This window comes from Mycobacterium colombiense (assembly GCF_003284975.1).
Lineage (GTDB): Bacteria > Actinomycetota > Actinomycetes > Mycobacteriales > Mycobacteriaceae > Mycobacterium > Mycobacterium europaeum_A.
Window position 1 is genome coordinate 138,442 of sequence record NZ_QMEU01000002.1, and the last position, 14,893, is coordinate 153,334.

The following is a 14,893-nucleotide window of genomic DNA, read 5'->3' on the forward strand; positions in this document are numbered from 1 at the left end:
CGCAAATGACCATAGTCGTCGTGATCGTCGCGGTGCTCGCGGCGGCAAGCCTCGCCGGGTGGTTGCTGACCCGTCGTTCCGGAACCATCAGGGAAATCGACGCCAAGCCGGACGCCGACGCCGACTCCGACATCGCGGCGCTGGGACTATCCCGCGACGGCCCGACCGTGGTGCATTTCAGCGCGCCGTGGTGCGGGCCGTGCGATCGGGTCCGCCGAGTCGTGGAGCAGGTCTGCGGCGACCTGGACGACGTGGCCCACGTCGAGATCGACCTGGATGCAAACCCCGAGACCGCACGCCGCTATTCGGTGCTGTCTTTGCCCACGACGTTGATCTTCGACGTCGAGGGCCGGCAGCGCTACCGCACCTCCGGAGTGCCCAACGCCGCCGACCTGCGGTCCGCGCTGAAACCGCTGTTGGCTTGACCGCGGTGTCATTGGGTAAGCTGACCGACGTGTCAGCCCGCCTCGAGCCCATGCTCATCCAGCGTCGCGCAGTTGAACTGTGCCGCACCGCGGGCTGTTGTTGTTGCTGTTGCTGCTGAGTAGCCGCGTTCTGCGTAGCACTCGGAGCGGCCCCGGATCCAGACCGTGGCACGTCTCCATTCGTTTCCGTCAGCAATAGGGGTATCGAGGAGTTCCTACCTTGCCGAGCAGCAATACCACCGCGCAGCCCGACCTGGTCGACGTGCGCGGGCCGCGATTCGCCGCTTGGGTCACCACTGCAGTCCTGGTACTGGCGCTCGCCGTCTCGGCGGCCAGTGCTCCGGCTGCGGCGGTGATCCTGGCCGTTCAGGCCGTCATCTTCGCGATCGGCGCGGTCGGGGGGCCCCGCAAGCATCCATACGGCCGGATCTTCGCCGCCGTCGTCGCGCCCCGGCTGGGGCCGGTGCAGGACCGCGAACCGACCCCACCGCTGAAGTTCGCCCAACTCGTCGGCCTGATCTTCGCCGTGCTGGGAGCCGCCGGATTCGCCGCCGGCGCCGTCCCGGTCGGCGTCATCGCCACCGCGGCCGCTCTGGCCGCCGCGTTCCTCAACGCGGCCTTCGGCATCTGCCTGGGCTGCCAGCTCTACCCGCTGGTCGCCCGCTTCCGACGCCCCGCGCGTCCCACCTGACCTGCTGTAACACAAGCGATTGAAAGGATCCACTCCATGGCACGCTCCGACGTCCTGGTCTCCACCGACTGGGCTGAGAGCAATCTCGACGCCTCAGGCGTCGTCTTCGTCGAAGTCGACGAAGACACCAGCGCTTACGACGCCGGCCACATCCCCGGCGCGATCAAGCTGGACTGGCGCTCCGATTTGCAGGACCCGGTCAAACGCGACTTCGTCGACGCCCAGCAGTTCTCCAAACTGCTCAGCGAGCGGGGGATCTCCAATGACGACACGGTGATCCTCTACGGCGGCAACAACAACTGGTTCGCCGCCTACGCCTACTGGTATTTCAAGCTGTACGGGCACGACAAGGTCAAGCTGCTCGACGGCGGCCGCAAGAAGTGGGAGCTCGACGGTCGCGCGCTGACCAACGAGCCCGTCAGCAGGCCGGCGACGTCGTACACGGCCGCCGCGCCGGACAACAGCATCCGGGCGTTCCGCGACGACGTCATCGCGGCCATCAACGTCAAGAACCTGGTCGACGTGCGCTCCCCCGACGAGTTCTCCGGCAAGATCCTGGCGCCCGCGCACCTACCGCAGGAGCAAAGCCAGCGGCCCGGTCACATTCCCGGCGCCATCAACGTGCCGTGGAGCAAGGCCGCGAACGAGGACGGCACCTTCAAGTCCGATGAGGAGCTGGCCAAGCTCTACGCCGACGCCGGCCTGGACGGGGAGAAGGAAACGATTGCCTACTGCCGCATCGGCGAGCGGTCCTCGCACACCTGGTTCGTTCTTTATGAATTGCTCGGGCATCGGAATGTGAAGAACTACGACGGCAGTTGGACGGAATACGGCTCCCTGGTGGGCGCCCCGATCGAGTTGGGAAGCTGATATGTGCTCTGCACCGAAACAAGGACTGACGTTGCCCGCCAGCGTCGACCTGGAGAAGGAAACGGTGATCACCGGTCGCGTCGTGGACGGCGACGGCCAGGCAGTGGGTGGCGCGTTCGTCCGCTTGCTGGACTCCTCCGACGAGTTCACGGCCGAGGTGGTGGCGTCGGCCACCGGTGACTTCCGGTTCTTCGCCGCACCGGGATCCTGGACTCTGCGCGCCCTGTCGAAGGCCGGCAACGGCGACGCCGTGGTGGCCCCGTCGGGCGCGGGCATCCACGAGGTCGACGTCAAGATCGCCTGACTCGCCAACCGCCCCAGACGCGGACGCCGCGGGACGAATAGACTTGTCCCCGTGGTGCTGTTCTACGAGATCATGCTGGTCGTGGCGGTCGTGGTGATTTCATGGTTCGCCCTGTACACCCTCTACCGGCTCATCACCGACGAGTCGTGACCCGCGCCGGCGACGCTCTGGCACGCGGCGACGGGATGGAGTGGCGCGCGTGACCCCCGACCAACCGTTCAGTTCCGCCGGCTCCGGCGATCGGGCGGTGGCCGCGGCCGCTGAGCGCGCCAAGCTGACCGCCGGCCGCAACATCCCCTCCTACGATGACCTGCCCCTGCCCGCCGACACCGCGAACCTGCGCGAGGGCGCCAATCTGAGTGATGACTTGCTGGCGCTGCTGCCGCTGGTCGGCGTGTGGCGCGGCGAGGGCGAGGGCCGCGGACAGGACGGGGACTACCGGTTCGGCCAGCAGATCGTGGTCTCGCACGACGGCGGCGACTATTTGAATTGGGAAGCCCGCTCCTGGCGGCTCAGCGAAACCGGCGACTATGAAGAACGCGGCTTGCGCGAGACCGGTTTCTGGCGCTTCGTCAGCGATCCCGACGATCCCGGCGAATCCCACGCGATCGAGCTGCTGTTGGCCCATTCGGCGGGCTACGTCGAACTCTTCTACGGCCGCCCCCTGACCCAGTCGTCCTGGGAGCTCGTCACCGACGCGCTGGCCCGCAGCCGGTCGGGCGTGCTGGTCGGAGGCGCCAAACGCCTCTACGGCATCGTCGAGGGCGGCGACCTGGCCTATGTCGAGGAGCGGGTGGACGCCGACGGCGGTCTGGTGCCGCATCTTTCGGCGCGGCTGTCCCGGTTCGCCGGCTAGCAACGGCCGCGGCCGCTTTTTTTCTGCGTGTACTGTTCGACCTCCGAGCATCCGATGGGCGACGATATGCCCCGGAAGGGAGGTCGGTCGGATGCGTCCCAAGCGGTCACCCTCGCCTGTGCTGCGCCGAGCGGTCAGCGCGACCGGCCTGCTTCTGATCCTGTATCTGGCCGTCCTGGATCTGCAGCCCTCGGTCCTTGATGCGCTGCCGGCGTCGCTGGGATGGTTCGGCCGGCCCGGATCGATGCCGACGCTGGCGATCGTGGTCACGGTGCTCATCGCGGCGTGTGTGTTGACCTTCCGATCGGACAGCAGCCACCGGGTGGTGGGGGTTTCGTTCACCGTGATCGCTGCGTTGGTCAGCATGGGCGCGGTGCTGGGCCTCACCTCCTATTGGGGATGTCACGACGCCAATCACCCGGCCTTCTTCACCCCGCTGATGGCGACGGCCAGCCTGGTCAAGGGCGGCACCGGTGACTTCTCGGTGAGCGGGCGAACCTGCCCGAACCCCACGCCCGTCGGGCTGGAGCTGGCCCGGATCGCGGCGCTGGCAGCGATTTTCACCGGATTGGGCGGCGTCGTGGTCGGCGTGTTCCGGTCGCAGGTGGACCGGCTGCGGGCCAACCTGGCCGACTCGGTCACGGTCATCGTCGGGGTCGACGCCGACACCCAGTCGATGATCAGCGCGGTGGCGCGCACGCTGGACCGGCGCAGCACCCTGGTGGTCATCACCGGCGCCAGCGACGACCGCGTGGGGCGCGCCCGCCGACAGGGCGCCCGGGTGGTCCTGGTGGACTTCGACAACCCGTCCACGCTGGTATCACTTCGGCTGTGGCGCAATCTTTCTCGGCTCTACCTGATGGCACCGGATCCGGCGATCAACCTGCTGTGGCTCGACTTGATCAGCCGCCGGCTCGCCGAGGTCGCCCACAAGCGGCGGCTGCCGCTCATCGTGCGCATGGACGACCCGTGGCTGGCCCAGGCGTGGCGTGCCCAGCAGTTCGGTGGCTCCGACACGCGGTGGGCGGCCGACGTTGTCGGCAAATACGAGGTGACGGCGGGCAGGCTCCTGGACGCCATCAGCGCGACCCACCGGACGCGACGCGTGTTCGTGTGCGGCACTTCGCAATTGACCCTTGCCCTATGCGCCGATCTGACCCAGCGCGCCTTGGAACGAGACTTCTACACTCCACCCGACGCGATGCCGCTGCCCGCGCTGACGCTGGTCGAACGCGACGCTGAGGATTACCTGGCCGATCACGAGTTCTACCGTCAGCAGGCGGGATTCGTGTCGGAGGGGCCGAAGATCGACGCCGTGGCAGAGGCGCCGACCGTGCCGACCATGCTGAAGCTGATCGGCGAGGCCGACCCGGCCGGCTGCGCGGTGATCTTCGTGGACGCCCACGCCGCGACGACCGCGGCCCGACTCGCCGCCCGGTTCCCCGAAATGCCCATCCACGCCTCGGATCTCAACACCAGCATCAGCGACGACTCGATCCAGGTCGTCGGCCGGCTGCAGTCCTACTCGCTGGTGCTCGACACCCAGGAGGGCCTGGTTCAGGACGCGTGGGAGCGCGCGGCGCGGCTGATCCACGAGCGCTACGTCTCGACGATCGACCCGGGAGCCCCGCGGTCGGCCGCCGCGATGCCGTGGGCCGAACTCGACGAGTTCTACCGCGGTTCCAACCGCCGTCAGGTGCGCAACGCCTTGTGGATGGTGGAACAGATTGCCGGACATACCTGGAACACCTGGGGCAGCCCCCCGGCGAGGTTGTCCGGCCGCGACATGGCGGGTTTGGCGCCGACCGAGCAGCTGGCGTTGATGGGATTCGACCACCACGCAGCGATGAGCATGGCCCGGGCAGAACATGAGGACTGGTGCCGTTACTACCGCCGCAACGGCTGGAAATACGGTGTGCCACGCGATGATTCACGTAAGATTCACGACAAGTTGGTGGACTGGCGGAACGTCGAAGCCAACCCGGATCTGCTCAATCCCGCGGTGCGCAGTCTGGCCGGAACCTTATGGAGCCTGCGGCAGCTGGGCTTTCGCTCACGCCCGCTGTGGCAGTCCTTTTCCCGCGTGGGCACGGTCGCCGCGGAGCAACGCGCGGCCGGGTGGACATGGACATCGGATTCGGGCCACATCATGCGGGCCGACGCCGGGGACTGGGCGGTTTCCGAAGACGGCAAGGCCTGGTCGGTGCGCGACGACATCTTCCGCGACACCTACGAACCCGCCGGCGCCGGGCGGTGGCGTCGCAAGGGACGGGTCCAGGCGCGCCCGGCGCAGCCCGGCGAGGTCGTCAACACCCTGGAGGGACCCGTGGCGGCGGCCGACGGCGACTGGGTCGTCCGCGGGCAGGGCGGCGAGCAATGGCCGGTTCCAGGTGAGGAATTCGCGCGACGCTACGCCGAGATCCGGTCGTCCGACGACGCCCAGGTTCTCGATCGGGGCAACGGCTGAGTTCAGCCCCGCCTCCGTGCCGAATGGCCCTGAATTTGCGCCTTCTGACCGGACCCAACACTGATACGGTATCGGCGCACGTGCAATAGCCGACGAGGCTTCGCCCGAGTTAGCTCGCTCCGCCTCACCCAAGGAGACTTCGATGGCGCTGTTCATCAGCTACTCGAGCCAAGACAGGTCGACGGTCGACGCCCTGACCACCGCGCTGCGGCGCGCACAGCAGCAGGTGTGGTTCGACCAGGAGCTCGGCGGCGGGGATTCCTGGTGGAACAAGATCTTGGAGCAGATTCGCTCGTGCGACGTGTTCATCGTCGCGCTGTCGAACAACTGGCTGCAGTCCAAGCCCAGTCAGGCCGAGTTGCGCTACGCGAGGGCCCTGAACCGGCCGATCCTTCCCGTGCGCATCGGCGACGTCGACAGCATGCGCGTGAATCCCCTTGCGGCGTTGCAGATCATCGACTATCGCGAGCCGACCGTCGACGCCGGGATCCAACTGGTCACCGCGGTGCACGCCCTGCAGAGCAAGCCGGTGCCGTTGCCCGACCCGCTGCCCGAAGAGCCACCGGTGCCGTTCGGGTACATCACGCGGCTGGGCAACATCCTCGCCGAAAAAGAGCTCAGCCCGCAACAACAGACGCAACTGCTGATCGAACTGCGGTCCGGGCTCGACGAGGACGGTGACGACCCCAGCGCCCGAGGTGACATCGGCCAGCTGCTGCGCATGCTGCGCCTGCGCCACGATGTCACCTACCGCACCCGCACCGAAATCGACAACGTACTGGCCGAAATCGAGGCCAAGAACAACGCGGCGGACGCACCGGCAACCGGCGCCACGGAGCAGGCGGCGACGACCGCAGCGAAAGTGCCGGCCGGGCCCGCGCCCGTCGCCGGACCGTCGGCCAAGGCCCCCGTCCCGCCCGCGGCGGGCACCGGGTCGAACAAGCGGCTGCTGATCATCGGCGGTGCCTCCGTCGCGGTGATCGCCGCGATCGCGATCGTCGTCGTATTGGCAACGCAGGGTGGCAAAACCAAGGCGCCCAAGCCCGGCCCGAACTCGGCCACAGAGGCCGGTTCGGCGGCGGCGGCCGGTTCGGGGCCGACGGCCGCTAACGGCGCGAAGCTGGACTCGTATCTGCTGGGCCCTGCCGAGGTCGGTGCCATCATCGGCGACCAGAACCTGGTGGTCTCGGAGAAGGCCGGACAGCTTCGCAACCTGAGGGCCACGCTGTCCAACCCGAACTGCAAAAACGCCTGGGAGCCCATCGAGAGCTCGGTCTATCAGGGAGCCGACGGCTACACCGCGGTCAGTGGGCAGGCCGTACACACCGCCGGCGAGAACCCGCCGCATCGGGTGTACGAAGCGGTTGCGGCGTTCTCGTCGCCCGAGAAGGCCGCGGCGTTCGTGGCGGCGACGGCCGAGAAGTGGAGGGCCTGCGCGGGCCAGTCGATCACCATGAGCTTCAACGGCAAGTCGTCGGGCTGGACGTTCGGTGAGGTCACCGGCGCCCCGCCGAAGATCTACCAGCAGAGGACGCAAGCGGACGGAACCCGGGTCTGCCACCACGCGCTGCACGCGGCGTCCAGTGTGGTCGTCGACCTGCTGGTGTGCGGCCCGGATGCCGGCACAGGTCAGGCCGGCAAGCTCGCCGGGGAGATCGCCGCAAAGGTGAACCAGTAGCCGTCCCGGACATGGATCGGCCCCCGAGCCGTATTCCAGGTTGGACAAAACCGGAAGCTCGGGGGCCGGGTGACTGCGGGGAATTCGCTAGCGCACGTGTGACGCCAGCTCTTCCGAGCAGGTGCTGCTAGCGCGCAGCCACCTCACATGTCCATGAAGCTATCAATTTCGCGGACCACCTCCTTCCTTGTGTACGGCCGACCGTACCCGCGGATCGGCCAGCCGACAACAGAATTCAGCGCTCAGCGATCGCTGACGATGGCGGCGTCGATCAGTTCGGCGAATTCCGCGGCCATCGGCGCCTGCGGCAGCGCGCGGCCGTCGAGCGTGTGCACCCGGGCGGCCAAGGTCATGCTGGAGATCAGCCAAACACCTTGGGCGGCAACCAAATCCGCGACGCGCAGCGCCCGGTAATCGCAGTCGTAGCCCTTGTCCCGGGCCACCTCGAACAGCGCCTGCTGGGTGGTGCCGCGCAGGATCGGATACCACGGCGGCGGGGTAAGCAGGCACGGATGGTCCTCCGGCGTCTCGGGGGCCGTGGCGATCACCACAGTCGAGCGAGGGCCTTCCAGGATGTAACCGTCGGTGCTGACGAAGATCACGTCACCGGCGCCCTGGCGGGCGGCATGGCGCAGGGCCGCCATATTCACCGCGTAGGACAGGGTCTTGGCGCCGGCCAGGAGCCACGGCATCGCGTCGACGCCGGTGGCGGGCAGCCCGCGATCGAGTGTGACCGCCGCCAGCCCGCCCCGCCGGACCGCCGTCACGCGTTCGGGTACGGCGTTGACCATGACGTAGGCCGTCGGCGCCGAACCGCCCTCCCGGCCGCGGCTGTAGATCAACCGCATCGCGCCCTCGTCGGCGGTGCCCGCGCACCACTGCCGGGTGGCCGCGTCGATCGCGCTTCGCCACCGCGGCAGATCGGGCGCGGGCAGATCGGTCAACGCGGCGGACTGGGTCAGCCGCTGCAGATGCGGCTCGATCAGGCAGGCCCTGCCGTCGCGGACCAACAGCGTCTCGAAGACACCGTCACCGCGGACCGCCGCCAGGTCGTCGGCGTGCAGCAGCGGCGCGTCGGGCGAACGCATTTCGCCGTCCAGCGTGACGATCACACCCGTCTGGCCCGCCATGATCGAAAAGCCTATCCAATGCGGCCGACGGGACCCGCGCCGCGACCGCGTCGACGCCGCCGGCCTCCCGAACGCGAAGCTAGCCGCACATTCGGCTCCGAGTGTGAAGACAGTTTCACACTCGTTGTGGACGTGCGGCGGTCCGTAGAGTTGACTCGTGACCCACCCCGTCCCCGCACCCGAGACCGGACCCGACGCCGGTGCCGTCTGGCATTACGGCGACCCGCTGGGCGAGCAGCGTGCGAGCGACACCGACGCGATAGCGGTCGACCGCTCGCACCGCGGCGTGCTCACCTTGACCGGCAAGGACCGGCAGACCTGGCTGCACAGCATTTCAACGCAGTTCGTCAGCGACCTCCCCGACGGCGCCAGCACGCAGAACCTCAGCCTCGACGGCCAGGGCCGCGTCGAGGACCACTGGATCCAGACCGAGCTCGGCGGCACCACCTACCTGGACACCGAGCCGTGGCGGGCCGAGCCGTTGCTGGGATACCTGCGCAAGATGGTGTTCTGGTCCGAGGTCAACCCGGCCGGTGCCGAGCTGGCCGTGTTGTCGCTGCTCGGCCCCAAACTGGCCGACCAGACAATTCTCGATGCGCTCGGGGTGGATGCGCTGCCCGCTGAGCTGACCGCGGTTCCCATCGGCGAGGGCTTCCTGCGCCGGATGCCGGGCACCCCGGCCGGCCGGCTCGAGCTGGACCTGCTGGTGCCGCGCGCCGCGGCGGACGACTGGCGACAGCGCCTGACGCAGGCGGGAGTGCGACCCGGCGGGGTGTGGGCCTACGAAGCCCACCGGGTCGCGGCCCTGCGGCCCCGCCTCGGAGTCGACACCGATGAGCGCACGATTCCGCACGAAGTGGGCTGGATCGGTGGCCCCGGTGCGGGGGCCGTCCACCTGGACAAGGGCTGCTACCGCGGGCAGGAGACCGTCGCGCGAGTGCACAACCTGGGCAGACCGCCGCGGATGCTGGTGTTGCTGCACCTCGACGGGTCGGTCGACCGGCCGTCGACGGGTGACCCTGTGGTGGCCGGCGGCCGCACGGTCGGCCGTCTCGGCACGGTGGTCGACCACGTGGATCTGGGGCCGATAGCGCTGGCGCTGCTCAAGCGCGGGCTGCCCGCCGAGACGGAATTGGCGACCGGACCGGACGCCTCGGTCGCCGCGGTGATCGAGGCCGATTCGCTGCCCGGAACCGAACAGATCGGCGCGGGGCGCCTAGCTGTTGAACGGTTGCGGGGCGGTGCGGGATAATGAACGGTAACGTCCGCCACAGCAAGCAGGGGGCGCCAACGCCCGGTGGCGGGGCACGGTAAACTGTCGGCAGGACAATACGACACCAGGAGATCGGAGCCGCCTACTCGTAGGCCGCTCCGTTATTGCGCGAGGGGGTTCCCCCATGGGCCGCGGCCGGGCTAAGGCAAAGCAGACCAAGGTTGCTCGAGAACTCAAATACAGTTCTCCACAGACCGACTTCCAGCGGCTTCAGCAAGAGCTGTCCGGATCGGGTTCGGACGAGTCCAGTGACCTGGACAGCGACGGATCCGACGAATCCTGGGACGACCAGGACAGCTGGCGTCGCTAAAGCCAACCACCCGGCGCCGATGCGTAGTGCACCGGCGCCGCGTTAGTTCTACCGGAGCCCACGCGTCCTAGAACCTCGGGTGCTGACCGACCATCTTGGCCCGCGGGCCCGCTTTGCCGCCTTTGCCGACGGTGCCCAGCACCCAGCAGTCCAGGTGTCGGGCGGTCAGGATGGCCAGGGCCCGGTCGGTGTCCTCGGGGGCCACGATGGCGATCATGCCGACGCCCATGTTGAACGTCTTCTCCATCTCCTCGCGGGTCACCCGGCCGCGCTGGGCGATCATGGCGAACACCGGCGCGGGCGTCCAGGTGCCGCGATCCATCTCGGCGACCAGGCCCTGCGGGATGACGCGTTGCAGGTTGCCGGCCAGGCCACCGCCGGTGACGTGGCAGAAGGTACGCACGTGGGTTTCGGCGGCGAGCGCCAGGCAGTCCTTCGCGTAGATGCGGGTGGGTTCGAGCAGCTCTTCACCCAGCGTCCGGCCGAACTCCTCCACATATCCCTCGAGGTTCATCCGGTCGATCTCGAGCAACACGGTGCGCGCCAACGAATATCCGTTGGAATGCAGACCCGACGAACCCATCGCGATGATGACGTCGCCGGGTTTGACCCGGTCGGGCCCCAGCACGTCGTCGGCCTCGACGACACCGATGCCGGTGGCCGAGATGTCGTAGTGGTCCGGTTCCATCAGGCCGGGGTGTTCGGCCGTCTCGCCGCCCAGCAGCGCACAGCCGGCCCGCACACATCCCTCGGCGATGCCGCTGACGATGGCGCTCAACCGTTCCGGCACCGTCCGGCCCACCGCGATGTAATCCTGCAGGAACAGCGGCTCGGCGCCGCACACCACAAGGTCGTCGACCACCATGGCCACCAGGTCCAGCCCGACGGTGTCGTGCTTGTCCATCGCCTGGGCCACCGCCAGCTTGGTGCCCACGCCGTCGGTGGAGGCCGCCAGCAGCGGCTCGCGATAATCGCCACGTAGCGCGAACAGGCCGGCGAATCCGCCCAAGCCGCCCCGGACCTCGGGTCGCGTGGCTTTCGTCGCCAGCGGCTTGAACAATTCGACGGCGCGGTCGCCGGCTTCAATGTCCACCCCGGCCGACGCGTAGGTGATGCCCTGACTGCCTTGGTGGCGTCCTGGACTCTTTCCGGGATCCGTCATCGCGATAAAGGCTACCGGGCGGCGCTGACGGCCGGTATCAAACGTCGGTGAAGGAGCGCAACCGGGTTCCTCAGTGCACGACCGGCACTTCGCCGGGCGCAAGTTCGTCGAGTCCGGCGCCGCGAGCGGCGTTGGCGAGCATGTGCTCGATGACGTTCTTGCCCAACGCCGTTTCCCCGGGCAGTTCGATCGGGTACTGGCCGTCGAAGCAGGCGGTGCACAGCCGCGAGGCCGGCTGCTCGGAGGCCGCCACCAGGCCGCGCAGCGAGATGTAGCCCAGCGAGTCGGCGCCGATGGCATGCCGCACCGCCTCGAGCATCTCCTTCTTGTCCTCGACCGCGTTGGCGATCAGCTCCGCCGGTGAGGGGAAGTCGATGCCGTAGAAGCAGGGCCATTTGACCGGCGGTGAGGCGATCCGCACGTGCACTTCGACGGCGCCGGCCTCGCGCAGCATCCGCAACAGGGCGCGCTGGGTGTTGCCGCGCACGATCGAGTCGTCGACGACGATGAGTCGCTTACCCCGGATCACCTCGCGAAGCGGGTTGAGCTTCAGCCGGATGCCGAGCTGGCGGATGGTCTGGGACGGCTGGATGAAGGTGCGCCCCACGTAGGCGTTCTTCATCAGGCCCTGGCCGTACGGGATGCCCGACTCCTGGGCGTATCCGACCGCGGCGGGCGTGCCCGACTCGGGGACGCCGATCACCAGGTCGGCCTCCACCGGCCGTTCGCGGGCCAGCCGCCGGCCGATCTCCACCCGGGTCGCGTGGACGGACCGTCCGGCGATCGTGCTGTCCGGTCGCGCCAGGTAGACGTATTCGAAGACGCAGCCCTTGGGGGTGGGGTTGGCGAAACGGGTGGAGCGGACGCCGTCGGCGTCGATCGCCAGCAGTTCGCCCGGTTCGATGTCGCGGACGAACGAGGCGCCGACGATGTCGAGCGCCGCCGTTTCGGAAGCCACCACCCAGCCGCGGTCCAGCCGTCCCAGCGAAAGTGGCCGCACCCCATGGGGATCGCGACAGGCGTACAGCGTGTTCTCGTCCATGAAGGTCAGGCAGAACGCGCCGCGCACGGTCGGCAGCAGGTCCAGCGCCGCTTGCTCCAGGGTGGCGTCCGCCGCGCCGTGGGCCAGCAGCGCGCCCAGAATGTCGGAATCAGTCGTCGCCGGCGCCGGGGCGCGTTTGGCGATCAGCCCCTCGTCGCGGGCGCGGGCGGCGAGCTCGGCGGTGTTGACCAGGTTTCCGTTGTGTCCCAGCGCCACCCCGGTGCCGGCCGCGGTGTTGCGGAACACGGGCTGGGCGTTCTCCCAGGTCGTGTCGCCGGTGGTCGAGTAGCGGCAGTGCCCGATGGCGACGTGGCCCTGCATGGCACCCAGCGTCTGCTCGTCGAACACTTGGCTGACCAGGCCGAGATCTTTGAAGACCAGCACCTGGGAACCGTCGGCGACGGCGATGCCGGCGGCCTCCTGGCCGCGGTGCTGCAACGCGTACAAGCCGTAATAGGTGAGTTTGGCGACGTCCTCGCCGGGGGCCCAGACCCCGAATACACCGCATTCTTCACGGGGTGCGTTGAAGTCCTCTTCGGGTTCTTGGACGGTCACGATTAGGCAGCTCCCCGGGGAACGGTTGGTGACGTAACGGAGTCTACGGGCAGCGCCGCCGCGCCGACGAATCCGCCGGGCGTGTTGCGCGACAAAATGCCAGCGCAAATACCTAAACCTGCAGTTCAGGGTTATGTTCAGCTCAGATCGAACAGCGGCAGCCAGTGTTCAATCTCACCCGCGCGCGAGCCGGACAGGCGCAGCGCACCGGTGCACTTGGCCTCGCCGAACGGCAACGCCCCGATGGCCAGCAGCAGCCAGGTCCGCGGGTCGGTTTCCGCCACGTTGGGCGGCGTTCCGCGGGTGTGTGTGAGCCCGGTGATGCACTGCACCGCGACGAACGGCGGGACGCGCAACTCCACACTGCGCCCGGGGGCCACCGCGGCCAGGGTGCGAGCGGTGAGCCGGACGGCGGTCGCCAATTCCTGCCGGTCGGGTTGCGGACCGGAGTCGTGGCGCAGCCAGTCCGCGACCGCCAACACGGCCTGCCGGGCCTTGGCCGGATCGGCTTTGTCGCGGGGGGCCATACCCTAGGGTCTCAAAACCATGGAGCCCCGTCGCCCAAGGGCGCGGCCGCCGTACAGGACCGCCGGCCTGGTGACGGTCGCGATCATGGGATTGCTCGGGTCGCTTCTGTACCTGCAATTTCGCGGCGCCCTGACGCCGACCACGAAGTTGACCATGGTGGCCGCCCGGGCTGGTCTGGTGATGGATCCCGGTTCCAAAGTCACTTACAACGGGGTGCAGATCGGCCGGGTGTCCAGCATTTCGGAGACCACGCATCGCGGCAGGCCGGCCGCCAAGATAGTCCTGGACGTCGCCCCGAAATACGTCAAGCGCATCCCGGCCAACGTGGTCGCCGACGTCAAGGCGACCACGGTGTTCGGCAATAAGTATGTTGCCTTAAGCGCACCGAAACAGCCTGCAGCACAAACGATCACACCGTCGATGCTGATCGATGCGACATCGGTGACCACCGAGTTCAACACCCTTTTCGAGACACTCACCTCGATCGCGGAGAAGGTCGATCCGGTCAAACTGAACCTCACGCTCAGCGCCGCCGCCCAGGCGCTGACCGGGATGGGCGAGCGGTTCGGTGCCTCGCTCGCCGACGGCAATGCCGTTCTCGACGACCTGCACCCCCGGATGCCGGCCCTGCGCAACGATATTCGGCGGCTGGCGGCCCTGGGCGATGCCTATGCGAACGCCTCTCCCGATCTGTGGGACGCGCTGGACCACGCCGTGACGACCGCGCGCACACTCGACTCGCGGCACCGCGACCTCGACGCCGCGCTGCTGGCGGCCGCCGGGCTGGGCAACGCCGGCGCCGACGTCTTGGGCCGCAGCGGGCCATTCTTCGTCCGCGGCGCCGTCGACCTGGTTCCCAGCAGCCAGCTGCTCGACGAATACAGTCCCGAAATCTACTGCACCATACATAATTTCGACGAAGTCGCACCGCGAATCCACAACGCCCTGGGCGATAACGGCTACTCGCTGGGCGCCCATGCCTCGGGTGCCATCGCGGGCGCGCCGAATCCCTACATCTGGCCGGAGAACCTGCCCCGCACCAACGCCAGGGGCGGCCCGGGCGGACGGCCGGGCTGTTGGCAGAAGATCACCCGGGAACTGTGGCCCGCGCCGTTTTTGGTGATGGACACCGGCGCAAGCATGGCTCCCTACAACCACTTCGAGGTCGGCTCGCCGCTCGCGGTCGAATTCGTGTGGGGCCGTCAACTCGGTGACTACACCATCAATCCCTGACCATCAGCGGTGCGGCGACTGCACCGCCAGCACCGCGATCGCCCCGGCTTCGTTGATGGCCAGGTGCGCCAGCATGGGTGCGGCCAGGCTGCCGGAACGATCGGCCAGCCAACCGAACAGCCAGCCCGCGATCCCGGTCACCAGCACGGTGCCGGCCACCGGCTCACCCGTCGCGCGCGCGTCGGCGATGTGCGACAGACCAAAGGCGCCGGCCTGCAACAATCGCCCAGCGCGTGCGCCGAAAGCGACGGCGCCGGCGGTGGCCAGCGCGCCGCGAAAGGCGGACTCCTCCGACCACACCGTGCCCACGGGTATCCGCAGCAACAGCCAGTCCGGCGCCGCAGCCGGCGGCTCGCGGCCGGCCATCGA

The 14,893-nt window shown here is 68.5% G+C and carries 15 protein-coding genes; 10 read left to right on the forward strand and 5 right to left on the reverse strand.

The annotated features are described in order from the left end of the window. Nucleotides 1-5 precede the first annotated feature (5 nt). The 7 genes from DQP58_RS01735 (at nt 6) to DQP58_RS01765 (ending at nt 7,291) form a co-directional block, all read left to right on the forward strand. Nucleotides 6-425: a thioredoxin family protein gene (locus tag DQP58_RS01735; RefSeq protein WP_112706802.1), complete on the forward strand. Its 420-nt coding sequence runs from the start codon at nt 6-8 to the stop codon at nt 423-425. 220 nt (nt 426-645) lie between these two features. Further along, nucleotides 646-1,116 carry a DUF4395 domain-containing protein gene (locus DQP58_RS01740; RefSeq protein ID WP_112706777.1) on the forward strand — a complete coding sequence of 157 codons (471 nt, stop codon included), beginning with the start codon at nt 646-648 and terminating at the stop codon, nt 1,114-1,116. Between the two features lie 36 nt (nt 1,117-1,152). Further along, nucleotides 1,153-1,986, forward strand: coding sequence for a sulfurtransferase (locus DQP58_RS01745; protein ID WP_066865526.1), 834 nt, complete (start codon nt 1,153-1,155; stop codon nt 1,984-1,986). Nucleotide 1,987: 1 nt separating this feature from the next. Next, on the forward strand, nt 1,988-2,290 hold the full coding sequence (locus DQP58_RS01750; protein WP_066880637.1) for a DUF1416 domain-containing protein: 303 nt from the start codon (nt 1,988-1,990) through the stop codon (nt 2,288-2,290). 190 nt (nt 2,291-2,480) lie between these two features. Beyond that, on the forward strand, nt 2,481-3,146 hold the full coding sequence (locus tag DQP58_RS01755) for an FABP family protein (RefSeq protein ID WP_112706778.1): 666 nt from the start codon (nt 2,481-2,483) through the stop codon (nt 3,144-3,146). Nucleotides 3,147-3,237: 91 nt separating this feature from the next. Then, nucleotides 3,238-5,613, forward strand: a complete 2,376-nt coding sequence (locus tag DQP58_RS01760) for a hypothetical protein (RefSeq protein ID WP_112706779.1) — start codon at nt 3,238-3,240, stop codon at nt 5,611-5,613. Nucleotides 5,614-5,755: 142 nt separating this feature from the next. Continuing rightward, nucleotides 5,756-7,291 carry a sensor domain-containing protein gene (locus DQP58_RS01765; protein WP_112706780.1) on the forward strand — a complete coding sequence of 512 codons (1,536 nt, stop codon included), beginning with the start codon at nt 5,756-5,758 and terminating at the stop codon, nt 7,289-7,291. Between the two features lie 242 nt (nt 7,292-7,533). Here DQP58_RS01765 and DQP58_RS01770 read toward each other — a convergent pair whose 3' ends face one another. After that, the gene (locus tag DQP58_RS01770; protein WP_112706803.1) at nt 7,534-8,403 is read right to left on the reverse strand and encodes an aminodeoxychorismate lyase; all 870 of its coding nucleotides are present in this window, start codon (nt 8,401-8,403) and stop codon (nt 7,534-7,536) included. Between the two features lie 175 nt (nt 8,404-8,578). Between DQP58_RS01770 and DQP58_RS01775 the strand changes: the two genes are divergently transcribed. Beyond that, nucleotides 8,579-9,673 (forward strand): YgfZ/GcvT domain-containing protein, encoded by a 1,095-nt coding sequence (locus DQP58_RS01775; RefSeq protein ID WP_112706781.1) that lies wholly within the window; start codon nt 8,579-8,581, stop codon nt 9,671-9,673. Between the two features lie 145 nt (nt 9,674-9,818). Beyond that, nucleotides 9,819-10,004, forward strand: coding sequence for a DUF3073 domain-containing protein (locus DQP58_RS01780; RefSeq protein WP_112706782.1), 186 nt, complete (start codon nt 9,819-9,821; stop codon nt 10,002-10,004). 67 nt (nt 10,005-10,071) lie between these two features. Here DQP58_RS01780 and purM read toward each other — a convergent pair whose 3' ends face one another. From purM to DQP58_RS01795, 3 genes are all read right to left on the reverse strand, one after another. Next, entirely contained in the window at nt 10,072-11,166 is a 1,095-nt protein-coding gene (gene purM, locus DQP58_RS01785) for a phosphoribosylformylglycinamidine cyclo-ligase (protein WP_112706783.1), read from the reverse strand. Nucleotides 11,167-11,236: 70 nt separating this feature from the next. After that, nucleotides 11,237-12,763: an amidophosphoribosyltransferase gene (gene purF / locus DQP58_RS01790; RefSeq protein ID WP_165827770.1), complete on the reverse strand. Its 1,527-nt coding sequence runs from the start codon at nt 12,761-12,763 to the stop codon at nt 11,237-11,239. A 137-nt stretch (nt 12,764-12,900) separates the two neighbouring features. Then, on the reverse strand, nt 12,901-13,290 hold the full coding sequence (locus tag DQP58_RS01795) for a sterol carrier family protein (protein ID WP_112706784.1): 390 nt from the start codon (nt 13,288-13,290) through the stop codon (nt 12,901-12,903). 19 nt (nt 13,291-13,309) lie between these two features. Between DQP58_RS01795 and DQP58_RS01800 the strand changes: the two genes are divergently transcribed. Beyond that, entirely contained in the window at nt 13,310-14,524 is a 1,215-nt protein-coding gene (locus DQP58_RS01800) for an MCE family protein (RefSeq protein ID WP_112706785.1), read from the forward strand. Nucleotides 14,525-14,527: 3 nt separating this feature from the next. Here the strand turns inward: DQP58_RS01800 and DQP58_RS01805 are convergent. Beyond that, nucleotides 14,528-14,893 (reverse strand): Rv0804 family intramembrane glutamic endopeptidase (locus DQP58_RS01805; RefSeq protein ID WP_205869306.1); only part of this gene is annotated, 366 nt, incomplete at its 5' end.